Here is a 20,684-nt window from a genome sequence, read left to right as displayed (position 1 = left end):
GTTGACGAATGGACACGACTGTCGTGGTCGTCGGTGCCGGTTTGTCCGGGCTGGTGGCGGCACGTGCTCTGCACCGGCGAGGCGTCGAAGTAGTCGTACTGGAGGCCGCCGGCCGGATCGGCGGACGTGTCCTGAGCGAGACGACCGCGCTGGGTTCCCGGCTCGACCTCGGCGGGCAGTGGATCGGGGCCGACCATCATCGGGTCAGGGCGCTGGCGGCCGAATTCGGCGCCACCGAGTTCCCCATGCACACCGGGCCGCATCCCGTGTTGATCGAGGCGGGCCGGCGGGTGCCGCTCTGGTCGCCCGCCCTGCTGCCCGCCGGTCTCGCGCTGGTCGCGGCGGGAGTGCTGGGCAGGACGGGCACGCCGAAACGGTGGAACCGCACGACGCTGGGATCGGTGCTGCGCGCGGTGCCGGGCCGCCGGGCCCGAGGGTTGCTGGAGGCGGTGGCCGCGGTGTCGTGGACCGCCGACCTCGACCGGTTCTCCGTCGAAGCGATGACCAGGATGATCCGCGCGCAGGGCGGATTGCGGACCATGCTCTCGACGGCAGGCGGGGCGCAGGAGGCCCTGCTCGCCGAGAGCATGGGGGCGCTCGTCGACGGTCTCGCCGCCGAACTCGGCTCACGGGTGCGGACCGGGGCGGCGGTCACCTCGATCGACCGTGACGTCGACGGGGTCACCGTGCGGACCGGGACGGACACCCTGCGGGCAGCGAAGGTCGTCATCGCCGTGCCACCGCCGGTCGCCGCCCGGATCGCGCACGAGCCCACGCTTCCGCGACAGCGGCTCGATCTGGAAAAGAACTCGTACATGGGGACGGTGCACAAGGCGATCGCCGTCTACGAGCGGCCGTTCTGGCGGGAGCGCTCGAACGGGGAGTTCCTCGTCCTGGACGGTGTCGGACACACGGTGTTCGACACGACCGCCCCCGGCGGGCCCGGACACCTGTGCGTGCTGGTCGGCGGACCCCGGGCGCGGCGGCTCGACGAACTGGACACCGCTGCCCGCCGTGACGCGCTGCTCGGGCCGCTGGTCCCGCATCTCGGCTCCGCCGTGCTCGAACCCGTGGGCTGGCACGAAAAGGCGTGGCATCTCGACGAGCACGTCGGTGGTGGTTACACCGCGCTTCCCGTGCCGGGCACGACCGACGGTTTCCCGCCGCTTCCGTCGGCTCCGGCCGGGCATGTGCACTGGGCGGGTTCGGAAACCGCCCGCGAGCACCCCGGTTACCTCGACGGCGCCATCGAGGCCGGCGAACGCGCGGCGCGAGAGGTGGCCGAAGCGCTCAGGTGAGCTTGTCCCGAAATGGACAGGGTTTGGCGGCCCTCTTGACCAACTGGTCTGTTCTTGTCGAAGGTGAACAGGCAGCGACAACGTTGTCAGGAGGCGGCCTTTCCCATGCCCGCACGTACTTCGATCCGCGTCGCCGGATTGCTCACCGCGCTCGTCGTCCCCGCCGGGCTGGTCACGCCCGCCGCGGCGGCGGCGCCCGGTGGCGACTCCGTGGACGCGGTCAACACCTTCATCGGCACCAAGGACGACGGCAACACCTTCCCCGGCGCTTCGGCGCCTTTCGGGATGACGCAGGTCAGCCCGATTTCCTCGCATTACGCCGGCTACCGCTACGACGACACCGCGATCCGCGGCTTCGGGCATTTCTTCCTGTCCGGCGCGGGCTGCTGGGAACAGGGCGGTCTCGTGTCGACCCTGCCCACCACCGGCGCGGTCGGGCCCGGCGCGGCGTTCGACACCACGAAACCCGAGACGTTCGACCACAGGAAGTACGCCTCGCCGTACACGCACGAGGGCGAGGTCGGGAAGCCCGGCTACTACAAGGTGCGGCTCACCGGCTACGGCGGCGTCGACGCGGAGACCACCGCGACCACGCGGACCGGCGTCGAGCGGTACACCTTCGCGAAGTCCGGCGACGCGAACGTCTTCGTCAACGTCGGGCAGGCCAACGACAAGGAACCCGTGACGGCGAGCCAGATCCGCGTCGTCGGCGATCGGACGGTCGAGGGCATGGTGGAGTCGCAGGCGTTCTGCGGCGGCAAACCGTACAAGACCTGGTTCACCACGACGTTCGACAAGCCGTTCAAGTCCTTCGGTACCTGGTCGCCGACGGGCGGTACCCCGGGCTCGAAGGAGTCCGCCGGTGGTGAAGGGCTGCGTGGCGCGTGGCTGACCTTCGGCGGCGGGCAGGTCACCGCGACGACGGCGATCTCCCATGTGGACGCTTCCGGCGCGAAGCTCAACCTGGCCTCGGAGAAGGGGCGTTCGTTCGACGCGGTCCGGGACGGCGCACAGCGCGCCTGGCGCAAGGAACTGTCCTCAGTGGACATCAAGGGCGGTACGAAGGACGACCGCACGGTGTTCTACACCTCGCTGTACCACGCGCTCCTGCAGCCGTTGACCGGCAACGACGCCGACGGCCGTTACCGTGGGTTCGACGACAAGATCCACCGCGCGCTGGGCTGGACGTACTACGAGTTCTTCTCGCTGTGGGACACCTACCGCACGCAGAACCAGTTGCTCGCGCTTTTGCGGCCGGCGCGCGCGAAGGACGTCGCGAAATCCGTGCTCGCCATCCACGACCAGGGCGGCTGGTTGCCGCGCTGGGCGTACGCGAACCAGGAGACGAACACGATGACCGGCGATCCGGTCACCCCGTTCCTGGTCGACCTGTGGCGGTTCGGTGCGCTGTCCGGCCAGGAATTCAAGGCCTACCAGGCGCTTCTGCAGAACTCGCGGGAGATCCCGCCCGCGTCGTCGCCGTTCCAGGGCCGCTCGGGGAACGCGAGCTACCAGAAGGACGGGTTCGTCCAGTACGACAAGGACTTCCCGAAGAAGGGTCAGGACACCGACCCGAACCACGGCGCTTCGGCCACGCTGGAATACGCGCTCGCGGACTGCTCGCTGTCGATCATGGCCGCCGGTCTCGGCAAGCAGGAAGACGCGAAGGCCTTGGCGGAGAAGGGGCGCAGCTATCGCACACTGTGGGACTCCTCGGTGACCGACCGCGGCTTCACGGGGTTCTACCGGCCCAAAGTCGAGGGCGGCGAATGGTTCAGCCCGGCGGGCAAGCCGTTCGACCCGCAAAGCCAGGACGGCTTCCACGAGGGCACGTCGTGGCAGTACCAGTGGCTGACCCAGCAGGACGTCCCCGGACTCGTCGAGCGCATGGGCGGCAAGGAGAACGTCGGCGAGCGGCTCGACGACTTCTTCGCCTACGGGGATCTGGTCAATGACCCGGCGAAGACCGTGCGCGAGGAATGGGTCGTCGGCCCGTACAACTACTACAACCAGTTCCGCTACAACCCGAACAACGAGCCGGATCTGCACTCGCCCTGGATGTACACGCTGACCGGGCAGCCGTGGAAGACCTCGGCTGTCGTTCGCGCCGCGCACACGCTGTTCACCAACGCGCCCAACGGTGTCACCGGCAACGACGACCTCGGGACCATGTCCGCGTGGTACGTCTTCAGCGCGTTGGGGCTGTATCCGGCGGTGCCGGGCACCGGGCAGTTCGTGCTCAACGCGCCGCGGTTCGAGAAGTCCGTGGTGCGTCTGGAGAACGGCCGTGACATCACCATCAAGGCCGACGGCGCCGACGGGTCGAAGCTCCAGTACGTCCAAGGACTGGGAGCCGGTTCGCAGCGGGCGTATGTCGGGTTGGAACAGTTGACGCGAGGGACCACTTTGGACTTCAAGCTCACGGACGACCCGTCGAAGGCGACGTGGGCGACCGGTCCCGAAGGTGCCCCGAAATCGCCCTGCGCCGGGTGATCCGAGTGGTTTAGACCGGTTCGTACCGGGGGTCGTGAGGAGCATCACGGCCCCCGGTGTTCCGGTGAGCGTCGTCACGCCTCACACTGGTATTACCACGTCCGACAGCGCTGTTGACGTTCTTGGCGAGTCCGCCTTGGACAGTGCTCGTCGGACGTAGTCATTTAGACACACACAGTGGTGAGACCCCACAGGAGGAGAAAGTGTCCAGCAAGGCCGCTCTAGTATTCCGCGTGGCCGCGGTAGCCGAAGCCCTTTCGTGGGCCGGGCTGCTGGTCGGGATGTTCCTCAAGTACGGCGTCAAGCTCGGCGAGGGCGGCGTTCCCGTCCTCGGCATGGTGCACGGCGTCGTGTTCGTCCTCTACGTGCTGGTCTCCCTGTCCGTGGCGAAGCCGCTCGGCTGGCGCCCGAAGACCCTGATCCTCGCGCTGCTCTCCAGCATCCCGCCGCTGTTCACCTGGCTGTTCGAGTCCTGGGCGCTGCGCAACGGCAAGCTGGACGGCCCGCAGCGGCTCTCGCACGGTGGGGTCGGCCTGTTCGCCAAGACCCCGGAAACCGCCGCCGCCTGATCTTCTTTTAAGCGCGTGAAGGCCCCCTTCCCTCGGCTCAGCCGAGGGAAGGGGGCCTTCACGCGCTATTCGGTGAAGTCGCCGGTGGCCTTGCGGACCTTGGTGAGCAGGTCGGTCAGCTGCTCGGTCTGCTTGCCGGTGAGCCCGGTCAGCCCGAAGTCGATTTCGGTGACCGCCTTCGTGGCCTCTTCGCGGCGTGCGCGGCCTTCGCCGGTGATCTCGACCAGCGTGGTCCGGCGGTCGGTCGGATGCGGCACGCGCTTGACCAGGCCGTCCTTCTCCAGCCTGTCGACGATGTTGGTGACGCTCGTCGGATGCAGTTGCAGCCGCTCGCCCATCACGCGCATCGGCAGCCGGGACGCGCGGGCGAAGGTCAGCAGGACGAGCGCCTCGTACCGGGCGAAGGTCAGCCCGTGCGGTTTGAGCGCACCGTCCACCGCGGACTGGATGATCTGTTGCACGCGCATGATCCCGGTCACCGCGGCCATGGTCTCGGACGGCCCGATACGGGCCTCCCACAGCTGCGCCGCGCGGGCGATCGGGTCGAACGGCAACGGACGGCTCATGGCGCTCGAAGTTACCAGCGGGTACCCGTGCCACGCCGCACCACCGGGTGTTATGCGTGGGAAAAGCGTCTGAACGAGGAGCAGAACATGATCGTGGCCTTCAGTGTCAGCCCGTCCGCGGCCGAGGAAGACGGCGGGGTCAGCGAAGCGGTCGCCCGTGCGGTGAAAGTGGTGCGGGAGTCCGGCCTGCCGAATTCGACCAACGCCATGTTCACGAACATCGAGGGTTCGTGGGACGAAGTGATGGACGTCGTCAAGCGGGCCGTCGAGGCGGCGGGCGAGGGTTCGTCGCGGGTCGGGCTGGTGCTCAAGGCCGACATCCGGCCGGGTTACGAAGGCCAGCTGACCGCGAAGGTGGAGCGCGTCGAGAAGCACCTGAGCGAATGAGTCAGGGGAGTGGCGGGGTGAACGAGACCAGCCACAGCCTGTCCTTGACCGTGATGGCCACCGGATAGCCGAAAGAACTGCCGTCGCCCAATTTTCCGCTGACGGTCGCCGAAGTCGGCGCGAGATCGTCCGGGGCGAACTTCACCGTGACGTCGTGGGCGCCACGGTCGGCCAGCGCGTCGATATAGGACTTCGCGAAGTCGCCCGCCGAAGCGGGCGGATAGTCGATGAGTTCGGAGAGGGCCTCGACGTCGTGTTCGTTGAGCGCGGCGGTGAGGGCCTCCCGGAGTTGCCCGGGACTGGCGACACCGGGGTCGGGTTGATGGGCGATCAGGACCGTGATGACGCTCACCCACGTGATGGCGATGGCGATCGCGACTGCCACCGTGGCCGTCCTGCGTGTCGGAATGTCGATCACCCCCTCGTGGCGAGCCTGCCGGAACGTGACCGTCCTGCCAAGCGGGTAGCCGGGGGCATGCGGTGAAACGCTCGGGGATGCGTGCCAGGATGGAACCGTGACACACCCACGCGGATCAGCATCGAAGACGGCGGCCCTCTCCGCCGCGCTTTCCGGCGCGGTCGACCTTTCCGCGCTCAAGGCGCGTGCCGAGGCGCCCCAGAAACAGCCTCCTGCCCCACCTCGCCCGACAGACGGTGCCACCCCCGCCGTGGGTGGCACCGTGATCGACGTCACCGAGGCGACGTTCCAGGCCGAGGTCGTCGAGCGCTCCCTGCAGCAGCTGGTGGTCGTCGACCTGTGGGCCGAATGGTGCGGCCCGTGCAAGCAGCTCAGCCCGGTGCTGGAGCGCCTCGCCGCCGAGTCCGGTGGTGCCTGGATGCTCGCGAAGGTGGACGTCGACGCCAACCCGCGCATCGCGCAGCTCTTCGGCGCGCAGTCCATCCCGACGGTCATCGCCATCGGCGGCGGCCAGCCGGTCGACGCGTTCTCGGGCGCGCTGCCCGAACCCGAGATCCGCAAGTGGCTCGGCTCGCTGCTCGACGCGCTGCGCGACCGGCTGCCGGGCATCAAGGCCGCCGAGCAGGACGGCGGCGGTGTCGAGGTGCCGGAGGATCCGCGGTTCACCGAGGCCGAAGAGGCCTTCGAACGCGGTGACTTCGCCGCGGCGCAGGCGGCCTACGAGCGCATCCTCGACGTCGAGCCCGCGAACGAGGAGGCCAAGACCGCGCTCGCGCAGGTCAAGTTCACCGCCCGCGCCGAGGCCGCGGGCCCGGACGCGGTCGCGAAGGCCGACGCCGACCCGGCCGACCTCGACGCCCAGCTCGCCGCCGCCGACCTCGAAGTCGCGGGGCAGCAGCCCGAGGCGGGCTTCGCGCGGCTGATCGCCGTCGTGCGGCGTACCGCGGGCGACGAGCGCAACAAGGTGCGGGAGCACCTGGTGGCGCTGTTCGACCTGTTCGACTCGGCGGACGAGCGCGTCATGAAGGCGCGGCGGGATCTGGCGAGCGCGCTCTACTGAGGTTTCTTTCGGTACATGAAGGCCCCCTTCCTTGCGCCAGGCGCGAGGAAGGGGGCCTTCACGTACCCAGGGGCGTCCAGCCCGTGCGCTCCCGAGCCAGGTTTCGCCCCCCCCGAACGCCATGAAAGGTCCTTTCCTTGCAAAATTTGCAAGGAAAGGACCTTTCATGGCACTTCAGGGAGCGGTGACCGGACCGATCAGCCGTACTGGGTCGAGCAGACCGACGAGCTCTCCAGGTAGCCCTTCCGCAGTGCCTCGATCCGCTCGAAACCGTTGTCCACGCGCTTGCCGTTGACGTCGGCCGAGACGAGGCTCTCCGGGCTCAGCAGGTCCGAAATGGCCTCGTCGAGGTCGCCGGAGGAAAGCCGCAGCGTCGCGCCGGGCACGGTGCTGGCCTTCGCCCACGCGCCGACCAGGCAGGCGGTGCGCAGCCCCGCGTTCGCGTTGTCGATCGACGCGCCGACACCCTTCTGGATGCCCATCGCGTACCGGGACGCGATTTCCGAGAACGCGGCGAAGTCGCCCTTGCCCTCGCTGTGCCCGCTTTCCCATTCCGCCTGCTGGTCGACCGGCTGGGCGAGTTCGCGCAGCTTGGCCATGTCGATGCTGACGGTGTTGTTCGACGGGCAGTACGACGCGGGCGGGGTGCTCGGGCCGCCGGGGCAGCTGCCGTTGCCGTCCTCGGTGATCTCCGGGCCAGGGACGCCGGCGCCCTCGAAGGCCTTGTCCAGGCTCTTCTTGAGGATCCCGACGACCTCGGCATTGAACTTCGAGTCGCCCTTGCCCTTGTCACCCTTGTCGAACGGGCGCTCGGTGATCCGCGCCTTGATGTTCTCCTCGTTCATCGCCGCGCATTCCTTCGGGCCCTTCTCGAACCCGACCTGGAACGCGTACGTGCGGTCGAACGCCGTGCCGTGCGCGCCCTGTTTGGTCGCGCTGGTGCCAGCCTGGTCGCGGATCAGGAACAGCGACGCCATGACCTGGTTGAGGCCCTCGGACGTGGAGACGCGGTAGAACTTGCTCTTGTCCTCGGCGACCCAGCGGAAGTAGCCGCCGGCGAAGCAGTCGGCCTGCTGCTCCTTGACGATCGACGGGGTGTTCTTCTTGATGCTGGCCTTCTCGCCGAGCCGGTACTGCACGGCGTGCCCGAGTTCGTGCGCGAGTACGACGGCGCCCGCCATCTTCCCGAACCGTTCGCGCAGCATGGGCAGCAGCACGCCGCGGTCCCACGCCACCAGGTCACCCGGCGGGCAGTAGAACGCGTTGACGAGCTTCTTGACGCTCCCGCATTCGGTCTCTTCGTTGTCGGTCTTCGCGCTGTAGGACAGCAGTGACTTCAGCGGCTCGTACGGCTGCCCGAAGTCGCGCGGCATGACCTCGGTCCAGTAGGCCTGCGCGTCGGCGATCGCGGCGATGGCGAGCTGGTCGTCTTCGGAGCCGTCCTCGTTGCGGACCTGCAGGTCCGGCTTGGGCGCGTTCGGCTTCAGCCCGCTCTCGAAATGCGTGACCGGCAGACCGGCGATGTCACCGGCGCCCGGCTGGCTGCCCTGCTGGCCGGTCGAGCCTCCCTTGTCGCTGCAAGCGCTCAGCCCGAGGGCCAGCACCGTCACGACCGCGATCAGAGCCGGGCGGCGTATACCCCGCGCTCCCCCTTGGATCATGTTCACTCGCTTGTCGTCAGGGCCCCGACCGGGCCGCGTACTCCGGCAAGCAGGGACCCTACCCAGCGCTTATGGCCCGCGTGCAGGTAATCCCCGAAGTGGGTCTTGAGCGGGGGAGGGGCGCTGCCGATATGGTCGCTCCTCATGAGAGCAGTCCGCCGGTTCACCGTCCGCGCGAGCCTGCCGGAGTCGCTCTCCGGCCTCGGTGACCTCGCCACGAATCTGCGCTGGACCTGGCACCCGCCCACGCGCGACCTGTTCGCGTCGATGGACGCGGAGCTGTTCAACCGCGTCCGCGACCCACTGCGGATGCTCACCGCCCTGCCACCGGCCCGGCTCGACGAACTCGCCGTCGACGACGCCTTCCTCGCCCACGCGCGCGAGGCGGTCGCCGATCTGGACCGCTATCTCGCCGAGCCGCGCTGGTACCAGAAGCAGGACGACGCCGACCTCCCGCCCGCCGTCGCGTACTTCTCCATGGAGTTCGGGGTCACCGAGGCGTTGCCGAACTACTCCGGCGGCCTCGGCGTGCTCGCCGGTGACCACCTCAAGGCGGCGTCGGACCTCGGCGTGCCGATGGTCGGTGTCGGGCTGCTCTACCGCGCCGGGTACTTCCGGCAGGCGCTGTCGCTCGACGGCTGGCAGGTCGAGCACTACCCGGTGATCGATCCGAACGCCTTCCCGCTGGAGCTCGTGACCGACGGCGGCAAGCCGGTGCTGGTCGACGTCGCGATGCCCGCCGGGCGCACACTGCACGCCCAGATCTGGAAGGCCCGCGTCGGCCGGATCCCGCTGCTGCTCCTGGACACCGACACCGAGGCCAACGACGAGGACCTGCGAGCGGTCACCGACCGGCTGTACGGCGGCGACGCCGATCATCGCATCCGCCAGGAGATCCTGGCCGGGATCGGCGGCTTCCGCGCGGTGCGGCGCTACTGCGAGCTGACCGGGCATCCGCAGCCGAAGGTGTTCCACACCAACGAAGGCCACGCCGGATTCCTCGGGCTGGAACGCGCCCGCGAGATCATCCAGGCCGACGGGCTGGCGTTCGACGAGGCGCTGCCCGCCGTCCGCGCCGGCACCGTGTTCACCACGCACACCCCGGTGAGCGCCGGGATCGACCGGTTCCCCGTCGACCTCGTCCAGCGGTACTTCACCGACGGCAGGCTGGTCCCGGACGTCGACCCGCGCCGCGTGCTCGCGCTCGGCGCGGAGGACAACCCCGGCCTGTTCAACATGGCGCACATGGGACTTCGGCTCGCCCAGCGCGCGAACGGCGTCTCCGCGCTGCACGGTCGCGTGTCGCGGCGGATGTTCTCGCGGCTGTGGCCCGGGTTCGACTTCGACGAGGTGCCGGTCTCGTCGGTCACCAACGGCGTCCACGGGCCGACCTGGGTGGCGCGCGAGCTGAGCGCGCTGCTCGGGCGCAACCACGAGGAGCTGGGTCTCGACGGCGGTCAGGGCAAGCCGCTGCGGGACGGCGTCACCGACGAGCAGCTGTGGGCGCTGCGACGGGAGCTGCGCGAGAAGCTCGTCGCGGAGGTGCGGCGCCGGGTGCGGGCCGCCTGGATGCAGCGTGGCGCGTCCGCGCTCGAACTCGGGTGGACCGACACGGTCTTCGACCCGGACGTGCTGACCGTCGGCTTCGCGCGCCGCGTGCCGACGTACAAACGGCTCACGCTGATGCTGCGCGACCCGGATCGCCTGCGCGCGCTGCTGCTGGACGAGCGGCGCCCGATCCAGCTCGTCGTCGCGGGCAAGTCGCATCCGGCCGACGAGGGCGGCAAGCAGCTGATCCAGCAGATCGTCCGGTTCGTCGACGATCCCGAGGTCCGGCGCCGGATCGTGTTCCTGCCGGACTACGACATGTCCATGGCGCGCTACCTCTACCGCGGCTGCGACGTCTGGCTGAACACGCCGGTGCGGCAGCTGGAGGCGTGCGGCACCTCGGGGATGAAGTCCGCGCTCAACGGCGGCCTCAACCTGTCCATCCGCGACGGCTGGTGGGACGAGTGCTACGACGGCAGCAACGGCTGGGCGATCCCGACCGCGGACGGCGTCACCGACCCGCTGCGCCGCGACGAACTGGAGGCCGCCGCGCTCTACGACTTGCTGGGCCACCAGATCGCGCCGCTGTTCTACGACCGCGGCGCCGATGGCGTTCCCGGCGGCTGGATGTCGATGGTGTGGCACACGCTGGAGACCCTCGGGCCGCGCGTGCAGGCTTCGCGGATGGTGCGTGAGTACGTCGAATCGGGGTATCTGCCCGCCTCGCGCATGGTCGCCGAAGCCACCGGCGACGGATACCGCGGCGCGCTGTCGCTGGCCGACTACCGGACCAAATTGGACGTCTCCTGGCCGCGGGTGCGGATCTTCGACACCGAACTGCTCGTCGAGGACTCCGCGCCGATGGTCACCGGGACCGAGGTGACCATCCGGGCGCGGATCGACCTCGCCGGACTCGAACCGTCCGAAGTGGACGTTCAGGCCGTCGTCGGGAAGGTGGGTGACGGGGACGAACTGAGCGACCCCGTCACCGTCCCGATGTCGGGTGACGGGATCGGCGCGTTCGCGGCGCGGCTGAAACTGCCGCATCCCGGCTCCATCGGTTACACCGTCCGTGTGCTGCCGAAACACCGTCTGCTGGCCACGCCGGCGGAACTGGCGCGGGTCGTCCACGCTTAGGCCGGTACCGAACAAAAGAAACCGCCGATTCCTGATTTCCGCCGGACAATGCGGAACGGCCAGGTGAAATACACTTTGCCGGGCCCTTCCCGAACGGCGGAGGAATGGTGGCTTCGGCTAAGGAAACGAAAACATCGCGCAGAGCCAAGGACCGGCTGCACCATGTCCACTCCCGCGCCGGGATCCGGCAGGAGGGGCTGAGCCAAGCGCTGGGGCCGGAACTGCGGGGCATCTGGGGGATCGCCGAGGACGCCGAGCCCGGCCGGGTGCGCGAAATCGTTCTTCTGCGGCTGAACCGTGTTCTCGAGCGGTTCGCCGACCCGCTCATGCCCGAGATCGTCTGGACCGCCTACAACCTCGGCGTGGATCCGGTGCACGGCGGGGCGGGCATGGTCGGGCGGATCAGGACCATGGTCGGCCGTGGCCGGGTGCCGGTCTCCGAGCGGACCTGCACCCGGCGGTTCTACGACTTCCTGGGGAGCGTCAAGAACAGTCTCGACGGTTTCCAGGAGGACCTCACCGGCGAAGACTTCAGGCTCGCTTCGCGGTGGATCGCCGAGAACGTCCGCCCGGGACCGGAACAGCCCGGTGGCGCTCCGCGCGACCCCGTTCCCTCGGTCATGCGGATGTTCCTCGACGGCACGGTGTGCGGCCCGGCGGACGAAGCCGGCGCCCCGGTCCCGGCCCGGCTCGGCGCGCACGGCGACTGGCTCTGCGTCTTCACCGACGAGCGGTTGCTGGCCGAGTACCGCGCCGTCACCGGCATGGGCTGGGGCCGGATCCGGCACCGGACCGGCCGTGAGGTCGTGCTCGCGGCCGCCGGCCGTGCCGCGGCGACGGGCGTGCTGGTCAACCCCAGGCCGACGCGAGGCGCCGGGATCCACGCCGCGCTCCCGCTCTCCCCGGAGTCGGTCGCCAGGCTGGCGGTCCGCCGGTAGCGGTTCAGGGAATGGCGGGGGTGCCGCCCTCCCGGATCGGGAGACCCGCCGAACGCCAGGCCCGGAACCCGCCTTCGAGGTCGGTGGCACCCGGCAGGCCGAGCCGCTGCAGGTCGGCGGCGGCGAGGCTCGACGAGTAACCCTCGTTGCACACGACGATCACCGTCGAGTCCGGTTTCACCTCCGGCAGCCGCCATTCGCTGTCCGGTGCGAGCCGCCACTCGAGGTGGATCCGCTCGACGACCACCGAGCCGGGGATCTCGCCCTCTTCGGCCCGGTTGACATACGGGCGGATGTCCACGATCAGGGCACCGTCGCGTTGCAGCCGCAGCGCCCGCTCGGGCTCCGCCCGGTCCAGACCGGACCGGGCGGTGGCCAGCAGTGCGTCGATCGCGCTCATCGGCCCAGTATCGGGGTGAGCGAGGGGATCTCGGCGGGAACGTCGGCGAGCGTGGCGTATTCGCGCGTCGCGACCAGCGGCGGCGAGTAGGCGTGGACGCTGGCGGCGGGCTCGGTGCCGATGCCGGTCACCTGGTGCGCCCGCCCCGCGCCGAAGCCGATGCCTTCGCCCGCGACGTGGGTGCGGCGCCGGACCGGGCCGCCGGGGTAGCGGTACTCCTCGCCGATCTCGCCCTGCAGCACGGTGAACGAACCGGAAGCGCCGCCGTGGTCGTGCGGTTTGGTCTGCTGGCCGGGCAGCCACGACAGCAGCCACAGTTCGACGCCGTCGGTCAGCGCGAGCCGCGCCCACCAGCGGTGATCGGGGTCGAAACGCAGCAGGCCGCGCAGGCCCGAGGTCAGCTCGGTGGTGACCGTGGAGGTCAGCTCGGCCAGTTCGCGGGACGTCCAGAGCAGGCGATCGGGGTGCAGCAGTTCGGGGAGCAGCGGATCGGCCAGCTGCGGGTGGATCTCGAAATCCTGGCGGGGCGTGATGGACGTGGTCACGGAGAGGCTCCTCGTGAAGGTTCGCGGGCGCGGAAGCAGGGCCGAGCGCGGCGCGACACGGGGTGCCGTCGGAAGAGGGGAACTCAGCCGTGTCGCGCGGTGGTACACCCGCACGAGGCGACGAGGAGCAGGTCGATGGTCCGGCGGCGCCAGAAAGAGCCCCCGATGACGGGGAAGGCGGCGGACACGGACCTGATCACGCCGTCGATGGTGCCACAGTGTCCCGCCAAGAGTCGCTTCGTCCCACTTCCTGGACCAGCCGCTTTCCACCGACCGGCGGCCCGGTGCACACACGCGCGCGAGTGCGGACACAATGGGCGCGTGAGCGAGCCGATCCAGCCCAGCGAACTTGACGACCTCGTGGTGAGGATGACCGGTGTCGGGGTCCGCCGAACAGGCAACGACCTCCTCGCCGACCTCGATTGGACCGTGGAACTGGACGAGCGCTGGGTGGTGCTCGGCCCGAACGGCGCGGGCAAGACCACCCTGCTCCGGCTGGCCGCGGCCGAACTCCACCCGACCACCGGAACGGTCGACCTGCTCGGCGACCGGATCGGCAAGGTCAACATCTTCGAGCTGCGCCCGCGGATCGGGTTCACCTCGGCCGCGATCGCCCAGCGTGTGCCGGGCGAGGAGCGCGTCGTCGACGTCGTGGTGAGCGCCGGTTACGCCGTCGTCGGCCGCTGGCGTGAGGAGTACGACAGCCTCGACACCGACCGCGCCATGGAGCTCCTGGGCGCCCTCGGCATCGCGCACCTGGCCGACCGCACCTTCGGCACACTGTCGGAAGGCGAGCGCAAGCGGACGCTGATCGCGCGTTCGCTGATGACCGACCCGGAGATGCTGCTGCTCGACGAGCCCGCCGCCGGGCTAGACCTCGGCGGCCGCGAGGACCTCGTCGCCCGCCTTTCGGAGCTGGCACTCGACCCCGAGGCCCCGGCCATGGTGCTCGTCACCCATCACGTGGAAGAAATCCCGCCGGGATTCACCCACGCGCTGTTGCTGCGCGACGGCCGCGCGGTCGCTTCCGGACTCGTGGACGACGTCGTGACCAGCGACAACCTGTCCAAGACGTTCGATCAGGACCTCTTGCTCGAACGGTCCGGTGATCGCTTCTTCGCCCGTCGCCGCTGACGGGTCGTACTGACCGGTAGCCTGCAATCTGTCTTGGACGGTTAAGGAGGACGGCGTGGGAGAGTTCGTAAGTCTCGAGGTCGAAGGCGGGGTCGGCACGATCCGGCTGGACCGCCCGCCGGTCAACGCGCTGAACAACCAGGTGCAGGCCGAGCTGGCCGAAGCGGCCCGTGAGGCCTCCGAGCGCGACGACGTGCGCGCCGTGATCCTCTACGGCGGCGAGAAGACCTTCGCGGGTGGCGCGGACATCAAGGAGATGGCCGAGCGCACCTACCCGGAGATCGCGAAGTTCGGCGCGGCGCTGACGGCGTCGCTGGCCACCATCGCGAACATCCCGAAGCCGGTCGTCGCGGCCATCACCGGCTACGCGCTGGGCGGCGGGCTCGAACTCGCGCTGACCGCCGACCGCCGGATCGCCGGCGACAACGTCAAGGTCGGCCAGCCGGAGATCCAGCTCGGCGTCATCCCCGGCGCCGGCGGCACGCAGCGCCTGGCGCGGCTCATCGGCCCGAGCAAGACCAAGGACCTCGTGTTCACCGGCCGTTTCGTGAAGGCCGAAGAGGCCCTCGCGCTGGGCATCCTCGACGAGGTCGTGGCGCCGGACGACGTCTACGCCGCCGCGCACAAGTGGGCCTCGCAGTTCGCGAACGGCCCGGCCGTGGCGCTGCGCGCCGCGAAGGCCGCCATCGACGGTGGTCTCGACACCGACCTCGCGAGCGGTCTCAAGCTCGAATCCCACCTCTTCGCCGCGCTCTGGGCGACCGAGGACCAGCGCAACGGCATGAAGTCGTTCATCGAAAACGGCCCTGGCAAGGCCACCTTCGAGGGGAAGTAAGCGCGATGACGCAGGTGAACGATCCGGCGCCGAATCCGCACGCCACCGCCGAAGAGGTCAAGGCCGCCTTCGGCGACCCCAAGCTCGCCAACGTGCTCTACCACGACTGGGAAGCCGGGACCTACGACGAGAAGTGGTCCATCTCCTACGACGAGCGCTGCATCTCCTACGCGACGGACGTGTTCAACGCCGTCGCCGGTGAAGACGGCCAGCCGTACCCGACCGCGATGGAATTGGGCAGCGGTACCGGTTTCTTCCTGCTCAACCTGATGCAGGGCGGGGTGATCAAGAAGGGTTCGGTCACCGACCTCTCGCCGGGCATGGTGCAGGTCGCGCTGCGCAACGCCGAGAACCTCGGCCTCGACGTCGACGGCCGGGTCGCCGACGCGGAGCGGATCCCGTACGAGGACAACAGTTTCGACCTCGTCGTCGGGCACGCCGTGCTGCACCACATCCCGGACGTCCGCGCGGCGTTCGCCGAGGTGCTGCGGGTGCTGAAGCCGGGCGGACGGTTCGTCTTCGCGGGCGAGCCGACCAAGGTCGGCGACTTCTACGCGCGCAAGCTCGGCCAGATCACGTGGTACCTCACCACCAACCTGACCAAGCTCCCGGTGCTGAACGGCTGGCGGCGTCCGCAAGAGGAACTCGACGAGTCCTCCCGCGCGGCCGCGCTGGAGGCCGTGGTCGACATCCACACCTTCGACCCGTCCGAACTGGAGTCGATGGCCCGCGGCGCGGGCGCGCAGGACGTCCGCGCGGTCACCGAGGAGTTCGCCGCGGCGCTCGCGGGCTGGCCGATCCGGACCTTCGAAGCCGCTGTACCGCAGGAGAAGCTGACCCTGCGCTGGCGTCTGTTCGCGTACCGGCTGTGGCTGCGGCTGTCCGCTTTGGACAAGAAGCTGCTCGCCAAGGTGCTGCCGCGCGAGCTGTTCTACAACGTGATGATCACCGGTACCAAGCGATCGTAGGTTGCCGTACCACTTCACCCTCGACGACGTCGCCTTCCTGCGCTCCGGCGCGGGAAGCGCGGCGCTCGCCGAATGCTCGGCCCTCCCGCTGACCGACAAGACCCGTATCGCCGACGTCGCCGCCGTGCGCCGGATCGCCCCGGACCACGCGGCCGCGGTACTGGAAACGGTGGTGCTCCGGCGGAAGTCGTCGCCCAAACTGGACGCCGCGGGCTCGTGGCTCTTCACCGGCGACGCCCTCCAGCAGGCCAGCGCCACGCTGGTCGCCCGGCACCGGGCCGCGCGGCTCGTTGGTCGCGACGTCCACGACGTGACGTGTTCCGTCGGCGCGGACCTGATCGAGATCGCCCGCGTCGCTTCGAAGGCGCTGGGTTCGGATCTGGACGAGATCCGCCTGGAGATGGCGCGCCACAACGCTTCCGAGGCTGGGGTGTCGCCGGCGTTGCTCAGGGCCGACGCCTTGCGGCCGGTCAGCCGGGCATCGGTCGTCGTCGCCGATCCCGCCCGCCGTGACTCCGCCGGGCGCCGGGCGTGGAAGCCCGCCGATTTCCTGCCGCCGCTGGACGGTTTGGTCGACGCCTATCCGGGACGCGAGCTTTCGGTCAAATGCGCGCCGGGCCTCGATTTCTCCATCGCGCCCTGGGCGGACGAGGTCGAACTGGTCTCTTTGGACGGTCAGGTCCGCGAGGCCTGCCTGTGGCGCGGTGTTGGCTCGACGGTGTCACGCCGCGCGACGGTCCTGCGTTCGGACGGTACACAGTGGACGGTCACCGACGCCGATCCCGACGAGATCCCCGCGCGTGAGCCGGGAGAATGGATCGTCGACCCCGACGGCGCCGTCGTCCGGGCCGGGCTCGTGCGGCATTACGCGGCGCGGCACGGTTTGTGGCAGCTCGACGAGCGTATCGCGTACCTGACGGGGGACACTCCTCCGCCGGGAATCCGGGCGTTCCGGGTATTCGAGCACGGACCGTACAGCGAGAAGAATCTTCGTGTATTACTGAAAAAACACGATATCGGTCGATTGGAGATCCTCGTCCGAGGTCTCGACATAGACCCGGATGCCTTGCGGCGCAAGCTGAAACCTCGCGGTGGTGAAGAAGCTACTTTGGTACTGACCAGAATCGGTCGTTCTGGAGTAGCGTTCCTTTGCCGCGCACAGCTGACGTGAGGAGCATTTCCATGAGCCGGTTCACCGGTCTGCTGAAACTGGCCGCCGCCGCGGCCGCCGGGGCCGTTCTCGCGGGCGGCGCCACCGCCGTCGCGAACACCGGCGACGCCACCGGGTGGCACGGTCGCGAGCCCGCCAACATCGGCCAGGTCAAGCTCGACGTGAAGGCCTACTACGGCGATGTCGTCGGCAGCGACGGCAAGCACCGGTACTCCGACGGCAGCCGGTTCGTCTCCGACACCCGGCGCCAGGTCGACGACGCCAAGCGCTACCTCACGCGGAGGCTGGACCGCGGCGTCGAGAACCCCGCCGTCGTGTTCGACGTCGACGACACCGCCGAGGTCACCTACGGCTGGGAAGCGGACAACGACTTCGGCTTCGACCCGGTGAAACAGCAGGAAGCGATCGACAAGGGCACGTTCGTCGCGAACAAGCCCGTACTGGAGCTGGCGAACTGGGCGGCGCAGCGCGGTGTGAAGATCTACTTCCTGACCGGGCGCAACGAGTTCCAAGGCCCGCAGTCGCTCAAGAACCTCGCGAACGAGGGCTACCCGGCGCCGGCGGGGGCGTTCTTCAAACCGAAGACCACCGCGCCGGACTATCTGCCGTGCGGGCTGACCTGCACCACCGTTCAGTACAAATCGGGCACGCGGAAGCATATCGCCTCGACCGGCGCGGCCATCCTCGCCAACTTCGGTGACCAGTTCAGCGACCTCGAAGGCGGTTACGCCGAGTTCCCGGTCAAACTGCCGAATCCGATGTACTACCTGCCTTGAGGGGAATATCCGCGCGGGCGGCGTCGCTGTGCCCGGTATGTCTGACAAGAAGGTGTTGAAGCCCAGCGCGGCCCACCCGATCACGGTGGAGCCGAACAAGGCGCGCGTGGTCGTCACGGTCGGCGGGAAGGTCGTGGCGGACAGCGCGAACGCGCTCACGCTGCGGGAGGCGAACTATCCGCCCGCGCACTACATCCCGCGTGCCGACGTCGACTTCGGCCTGCTGGAGCGGACGGACCACTCGACGTACTGCCCGTTCAAGGGCGACGCGTCGTACTACAGCGTCCGTACCGGTGACGGCGTCGCCGAGAACGCCGTCTGGACCTACGAAGCGCCGCACGACGCGGTCGCCGAGATCAAGGACCACGTGGCGTTCTACCCGACGAAGGTCGACGCGATCGAGGAGCGCTGACCGTCACGGGAGCTGGTTGATCCGGTCCCCGTCGGCCGCGAGCGAGGTGTCGGATTCGATCCGCCAGACCTCCAGCCCCGGTGCCTTGACCAGGGCGTCGACGAGGGCCTCCTCGCCCGCGACGAGGGTCGAATCGAAGTCGACTTCGGTGGCCACGCACCACGCGCGGTCGTCCGGCCAGAACAGGTTGGGCGACTGCGCCTCGAACCAGTTCGGCCGGGGCCGCCAGCCGAGTTCCGTCGCGGACGTCAACGGTCCGTGGAAGAGCAGGTAGTCCCGGCCGGGGTGGCGCAGTCGCGGCGCGTCCAGGTGCTCGCGGGACAACGTCGCCTCGTCGGCCCAGCCGTAGCCGTCCCAGAGGCCGAACCAGGCGTCCGAAGCGGACGTGTGGTCGCCGAGAACGGCCAGCAGCGCGGTGAGACTGTGCGACGGCAGTGTGCCGCGCCCCGGCGGTGAGCCGCGCCAGAGCGAGCCGGTGAGATTCACCGGATCCGGGGAGCCGACCAGCGCGTGCCACTGCATGGCGCCATGGGCACGCCGTCCCGTTTCGGCGGCGGCTTCGCTCCAGCTCGCCCAGCCACCACGGTCGCGCTCGGCGGGGTGGCAGAGGCGCGCGTAGGCCGCGTAACCACGCGGAACCGTGCGGCCTGCCGCGCCGAATGCCCCGCCGAGCCTGGGGGAGATCCACTCGGCGGGGGACGGGTCGAGCACCGGTCGCAGCACGGCGGCAAGTCTTCATCAAGATCATGTGAAGCGCATCTTGTCGGCGGGCGGGGGCATACTGCCGGACGTGGGTGTCCCGCTGCGTCGCCGTTCGGGCCGTTCGGTGTACCGCCAAAGCACGCCGGTCGCGGCCGTGGCCGGCGTGGTCGAGTGCGCCTGGACGGGACTGGTGGGCTGTCGTCGTCCGCTGCGGGTGTTCCCGGACGGCTGTGTGGACCTCGTCTGGGACGGGACGGTGCTCGCCGCGGTCACCACGGTGCGCGGGGTGCTGCGGCACGAGCTGCCGCCGGCGGAGTGGACCGCCGGGCTGCGCCTGCGGTGCGGCGTCGGCGGCGCGCTGCTGGGCCTGCCGATGACGGAGTTGGGAGCGGGTGCCACCCCGTTGCGCGACCTGTTGCCCGCTGGTGCTCGCCGCGCGGAGGCCAGGCTGGCCGAATGCGGAGCGCCTGGTGAGGCGCGATCGGTGCTGGAATCGCTGGTCGCCGAAAGGCTTCGGGACGTCGAGGTGGACGGGCTGTCTCTCGCGGCCGCTAGCGCGCTGCGTGCGCCCGGTGCTCGTACCGACCGGGTGGCCGCCGCGCTGGGTGTGAGCGAGCGCGGCCTTCGGCGGCATATGCGGCACGACGTCGGTGTCGGTCCCAAGGAGTTGCAGCGGGTGCTGCGGTTCCACCGGTTCCTCGAGCGCGTCGAGGCCGTGGCACGGGATCAGGCGTCGCTCGCTGACATCGCCGCCGACGTGGGCTACGCGGATCAGTCGCATCTCGGGCGCGAGTGTCGTCGGCTGTCGGCCGCGTCGCCGGGCGCGCTCGTGCGGTCCTGGACTGGCCGAAACGTTCCAGACTGAGCGGCCCGCCGGGGCGAAGATCGAGAGGTGCCCGAACCTTTCCGCGTCACCATCGACATCCGCACCGACGATCTCGACATCAACGGTCACGTACGCGGCCCGGCCTACTTGGCGTACGCCGACCACGCGCGCTGGGAGTGCGTCTGGGCGGCCGGCGTGGACCCGTTGGAGCTCAAGGCCGGGAACCTCGGCCCGGTCAACCTCGAAACGACGATCCGGTTCCGCCGGGAACTGCGTGCCCGCGCGCGGATCGACGTCCTGACCAGGTTCACCTGGGAGCCGGGCAAGGTGTCCCGGGTCGTCCAGGAATTCGTGACACCGGACGGCGCCGTCGTGGCCGAGGTGGAGAGCCTTTCCGGACTGCTGGATCTCGAAAGGCGACGGCTGGTCCCGGATCCGGGACGGCACTGGCGGAAATACGCTTCACGGCCGGAGATCCTCGGCTTGCCGTGACCCGGCCGCCTTTTCGTAGAGGCTGGTGGGCCATTTCGCCTCGGGCGGGTCGGCCACGTGCTCGAAACCCCTGCGCTCGTAGAGCCCGCGCAAGGCCGGATTGTCCCTCGTGGTCGCCACCCGGACGAAGGCCTTGTGGTGAACCGCGGCCTTCTCAGCGACCCAGTCGATGATCCTGTTCCCGAGTCCGGCTCCGGCCGCTTCCCGCGCCACCGCGAGGCGGCCCAGACAGTAGGCCGGTTCCGTCTTTCCGCCCCAGAGTCCGGGATCCGCCTCGGTCACCACACAGGTCGCGATCGGCTTGCCGTGCCTGACGACCAGCAACGCTCGCCCGCCTGGATCTGGTGG

At 69.5% G+C, this 20,684-nt stretch carries 22 protein-coding genes; 15 read left to right on the top strand and 7 right to left on the bottom strand.

What is annotated here, in order from left to right:
* The first annotated feature begins 8 nt into the window (after nt 1-8).
* The 3 genes from AC069I_RS23405 (at nt 9) to AC069I_RS23395 (ending at nt 4,360) form a co-directional block, all read left to right on the top strand.
* Nucleotides 9-1,298, top strand: a complete 1,290-nt coding sequence (locus AC069I_RS23405) for a flavin monoamine oxidase family protein (RefSeq protein ID WP_478266399.1) — start codon at nt 9-11, stop codon at nt 1,296-1,298.
* A gap of 105 nt (nt 1,299-1,403) precedes the next feature.
* On the top strand, nt 1,404-3,791 hold the full coding sequence (locus AC069I_RS23400; RefSeq protein WP_478266398.1) for a GH92 family glycosyl hydrolase: 2,388 nt from the start codon (nt 1,404-1,406) through the stop codon (nt 3,789-3,791).
* Nucleotides 3,792-3,994: 203 nt separating this feature from the next.
* On the top strand, nt 3,995-4,360 hold the full coding sequence (locus AC069I_RS23395; protein WP_478228527.1) for a DUF3817 domain-containing protein: 366 nt from the start codon (nt 3,995-3,997) through the stop codon (nt 4,358-4,360).
* A 65-nt stretch (nt 4,361-4,425) separates the two neighbouring features.
* Here the strand turns inward: AC069I_RS23395 and AC069I_RS23390 are convergent, their stop codons facing one another.
* Nucleotides 4,426-4,926 carry a MarR family winged helix-turn-helix transcriptional regulator gene (locus AC069I_RS23390; RefSeq protein WP_478228526.1) on the bottom strand — a complete coding sequence of 167 codons (501 nt, stop codon included), beginning with the start codon at nt 4,924-4,926 and terminating at the stop codon, nt 4,426-4,428.
* Nucleotides 4,927-5,013: 87 nt separating this feature from the next.
* Here AC069I_RS23390 and AC069I_RS23385 point away from each other — a divergent pair, with 87 nt between their 5' ends.
* A complete protein-coding gene (locus tag AC069I_RS23385; RefSeq protein ID WP_005167823.1) occupies nt 5,014-5,313 on the top strand; it encodes a thiamine-binding protein in 300 nt (99 codons plus the stop codon).
* A gap of 1 nt (nt 5,314) precedes the next feature.
* Here AC069I_RS23385 and AC069I_RS23380 read toward each other — a convergent pair whose 3' ends face one another.
* Nucleotides 5,315-5,731, bottom strand: coding sequence for a hypothetical protein (locus tag AC069I_RS23380; protein ID WP_478231720.1), 417 nt, complete (start codon nt 5,729-5,731; stop codon nt 5,315-5,317).
* Nucleotides 5,732-5,828: 97 nt separating this feature from the next.
* Here AC069I_RS23380 and AC069I_RS23375 point away from each other — a divergent pair, with 97 nt between their 5' ends.
* On the top strand, nt 5,829-6,791 hold the full coding sequence (locus tag AC069I_RS23375) for a tetratricopeptide repeat protein (RefSeq protein WP_478266397.1): 963 nt from the start codon (nt 5,829-5,831) through the stop codon (nt 6,789-6,791).
* Between the two features lie 197 nt (nt 6,792-6,988).
* Here the strand turns inward: AC069I_RS23375 and AC069I_RS23370 are convergent, their stop codons facing one another.
* Complete coding sequence (locus tag AC069I_RS23370) at nt 6,989-8,458, bottom strand: neutral zinc metallopeptidase (protein WP_478228523.1); 1,470 nt, start codon at nt 8,456-8,458, stop codon at nt 6,989-6,991.
* A gap of 138 nt (nt 8,459-8,596) precedes the next feature.
* On the opposite strand from AC069I_RS23370, the gene glgP reads away from it, so the two are divergent.
* Complete coding sequence (glgP, locus tag AC069I_RS23365) at nt 8,597-11,137, top strand: alpha-glucan family phosphorylase (RefSeq protein WP_478228522.1); 2,541 nt, start codon at nt 8,597-8,599, stop codon at nt 11,135-11,137.
* A gap of 104 nt (nt 11,138-11,241) precedes the next feature.
* Nucleotides 11,242-12,075, top strand: coding sequence for a hypothetical protein (locus AC069I_RS23360; protein WP_478228521.1), 834 nt, complete (start codon nt 11,242-11,244; stop codon nt 12,073-12,075).
* A gap of 4 nt (nt 12,076-12,079) precedes the next feature.
* On the opposite strand, the gene AC069I_RS23355 is transcribed toward AC069I_RS23360, so the two are convergent.
* Complete coding sequence (locus AC069I_RS23355) at nt 12,080-12,475, bottom strand: rhodanese-like domain-containing protein (RefSeq protein ID WP_478266396.1); 396 nt, start codon at nt 12,473-12,475, stop codon at nt 12,080-12,082.
* A complete protein-coding gene (locus tag AC069I_RS23350; RefSeq protein WP_478231715.1) occupies nt 12,472-13,020 on the bottom strand; it encodes a cysteine dioxygenase in 549 nt (182 codons plus the stop codon). The genes AC069I_RS23355 and AC069I_RS23350 overlap by 4 nt, the downstream gene beginning before the upstream one ends.
* A 321-nt stretch (nt 13,021-13,341) precedes the next feature.
* Between AC069I_RS23350 and AC069I_RS23345 the strand changes: the two genes are divergently transcribed.
* Genes AC069I_RS23345 through AC069I_RS23320 form a run of 6 tightly spaced genes read left to right on the top strand, consistent with a single transcriptional unit; the run spans nt 13,342 to nt 18,316 of the window.
* Nucleotides 13,342-14,154, top strand: coding sequence for an ABC transporter ATP-binding protein (locus AC069I_RS23345; protein WP_126732852.1), 813 nt, complete (start codon nt 13,342-13,344; stop codon nt 14,152-14,154).
* Between the two features lie 55 nt (nt 14,155-14,209).
* Entirely contained in the window at nt 14,210-14,989 is a 780-nt protein-coding gene (locus AC069I_RS23340) for an enoyl-CoA hydratase/isomerase family protein (protein WP_005167845.1), read from the top strand.
* A gap of 5 nt (nt 14,990-14,994) precedes the next feature.
* Complete coding sequence (locus AC069I_RS23335; protein ID WP_470276583.1) at nt 14,995-15,957, top strand: methyltransferase domain-containing protein; 963 nt, start codon at nt 14,995-14,997, stop codon at nt 15,955-15,957.
* A 1-nt stretch (nt 15,958) separates the two neighbouring features.
* The gene (locus AC069I_RS23330; protein WP_478266395.1) at nt 15,959-17,128 is read left to right on the top strand and encodes a class I SAM-dependent methyltransferase; all 1,170 of its coding nucleotides are present in this window, start codon (nt 15,959-15,961) and stop codon (nt 17,126-17,128) included.
* Nucleotides 17,129-17,139: 11 nt separating this feature from the next.
* Nucleotides 17,140-17,904: an HAD family acid phosphatase gene (locus AC069I_RS23325; protein ID WP_478228516.1), complete on the top strand. Its 765-nt coding sequence runs from the start codon at nt 17,140-17,142 to the stop codon at nt 17,902-17,904.
* 37 nt (nt 17,905-17,941) lie between these two features.
* The gene (locus AC069I_RS23320; RefSeq protein WP_478228515.1) at nt 17,942-18,316 is read left to right on the top strand and encodes a DUF427 domain-containing protein; all 375 of its coding nucleotides are present in this window, start codon (nt 17,942-17,944) and stop codon (nt 18,314-18,316) included.
* A gap of 3 nt (nt 18,317-18,319) precedes the next feature.
* Here the strand turns inward: AC069I_RS23320 and AC069I_RS23315 are convergent, their stop codons facing one another.
* Nucleotides 18,320-19,039: a hypothetical protein gene (locus AC069I_RS23315; protein ID WP_478228514.1), complete on the bottom strand. Its 720-nt coding sequence runs from the start codon at nt 19,037-19,039 to the stop codon at nt 18,320-18,322.
* A gap of 25 nt (nt 19,040-19,064) precedes the next feature.
* Here AC069I_RS23315 and AC069I_RS23310 point away from each other — a divergent pair, with 25 nt between their 5' ends.
* Nucleotides 19,065-19,883 carry a helix-turn-helix domain-containing protein gene (locus AC069I_RS23310; protein ID WP_478266394.1) on the top strand — a complete coding sequence of 273 codons (819 nt, stop codon included), beginning with the start codon at nt 19,065-19,067 and terminating at the stop codon, nt 19,881-19,883.
* Between the two features lie 27 nt (nt 19,884-19,910).
* Nucleotides 19,911-20,336 carry an acyl-CoA thioesterase gene (locus AC069I_RS23305; RefSeq protein ID WP_478228578.1) on the top strand — a complete coding sequence of 142 codons (426 nt, stop codon included), beginning with the start codon at nt 19,911-19,913 and terminating at the stop codon, nt 20,334-20,336.
* On the opposite strand, the gene AC069I_RS23300 is transcribed toward AC069I_RS23305, so the two are convergent.
* Nucleotides 20,307-20,660 carry a GNAT family N-acetyltransferase gene (locus AC069I_RS23300; RefSeq protein WP_478228513.1) on the bottom strand — a complete coding sequence of 118 codons (354 nt, stop codon included), beginning with the start codon at nt 20,658-20,660 and terminating at the stop codon, nt 20,307-20,309. The genes AC069I_RS23305 and AC069I_RS23300 overlap by 30 nt on opposite strands.
* Between the last annotated feature and the right edge of the window lie 24 nt (nt 20,661-20,684).

Source organism: Amycolatopsis sp. NPDC043885 (assembly GCF_056435685.1).
Note: the sequence above shows the minus strand (reverse complement) of the source record. Positions and strands in the feature narration are given on the sequence as shown.

Bases quoted from the DNA above. Each gene is read 5' to 3' on its own strand.
- glgP (WP_478228522.1), top strand. From the start codon at position 8,597: ATGAGAGCAGTCCGCCGGTTCACCGTCCGCGCGAGCCTGCCGGAGTCG.
- AC069I_RS23360 (WP_478228521.1), top strand. From the start codon at position 11,242: ATGGTGGCTTCGGCTAAGGAAACGAAAACATCGCGCAGAGCCAAGGAC.
- AC069I_RS23335 (WP_470276583.1), top strand. From the start codon at position 14,995: ATGACGCAGGTGAACGATCCGGCGCCGAATCCGCACGCCACCGCCGAA.
- AC069I_RS23355 (WP_478266396.1), bottom strand. From the start codon at position 12,475: ATGAGCGCGATCGACGCACTGCTGGCCACCGCCCGGTCCGGTCTGGAC.
- AC069I_RS23325 (WP_478228516.1), top strand. From the start codon at position 17,140: ATGAGCCGGTTCACCGGTCTGCTGAAACTGGCCGCCGCCGCGGCCGCC.
- AC069I_RS23385 (WP_005167823.1), top strand. From the start codon at position 5,014: ATGATCGTGGCCTTCAGTGTCAGCCCGTCCGCGGCCGAGGAAGACGGC.
- AC069I_RS23405 (WP_478266399.1), top strand. From the start codon at position 9: ATGGACACGACTGTCGTGGTCGTCGGTGCCGGTTTGTCCGGGCTGGTG.
- AC069I_RS23320 (WP_478228515.1), top strand. From the start codon at position 17,942: ATGTCTGACAAGAAGGTGTTGAAGCCCAGCGCGGCCCACCCGATCACG.
- AC069I_RS23390 (WP_478228526.1), bottom strand. From the start codon at position 4,926: ATGAGCCGTCCGTTGCCGTTCGACCCGATCGCCCGCGCGGCGCAGCTG.
- AC069I_RS23400 (WP_478266398.1), top strand. From the start codon at position 1,404: ATGCCCGCACGTACTTCGATCCGCGTCGCCGGATTGCTCACCGCGCTC.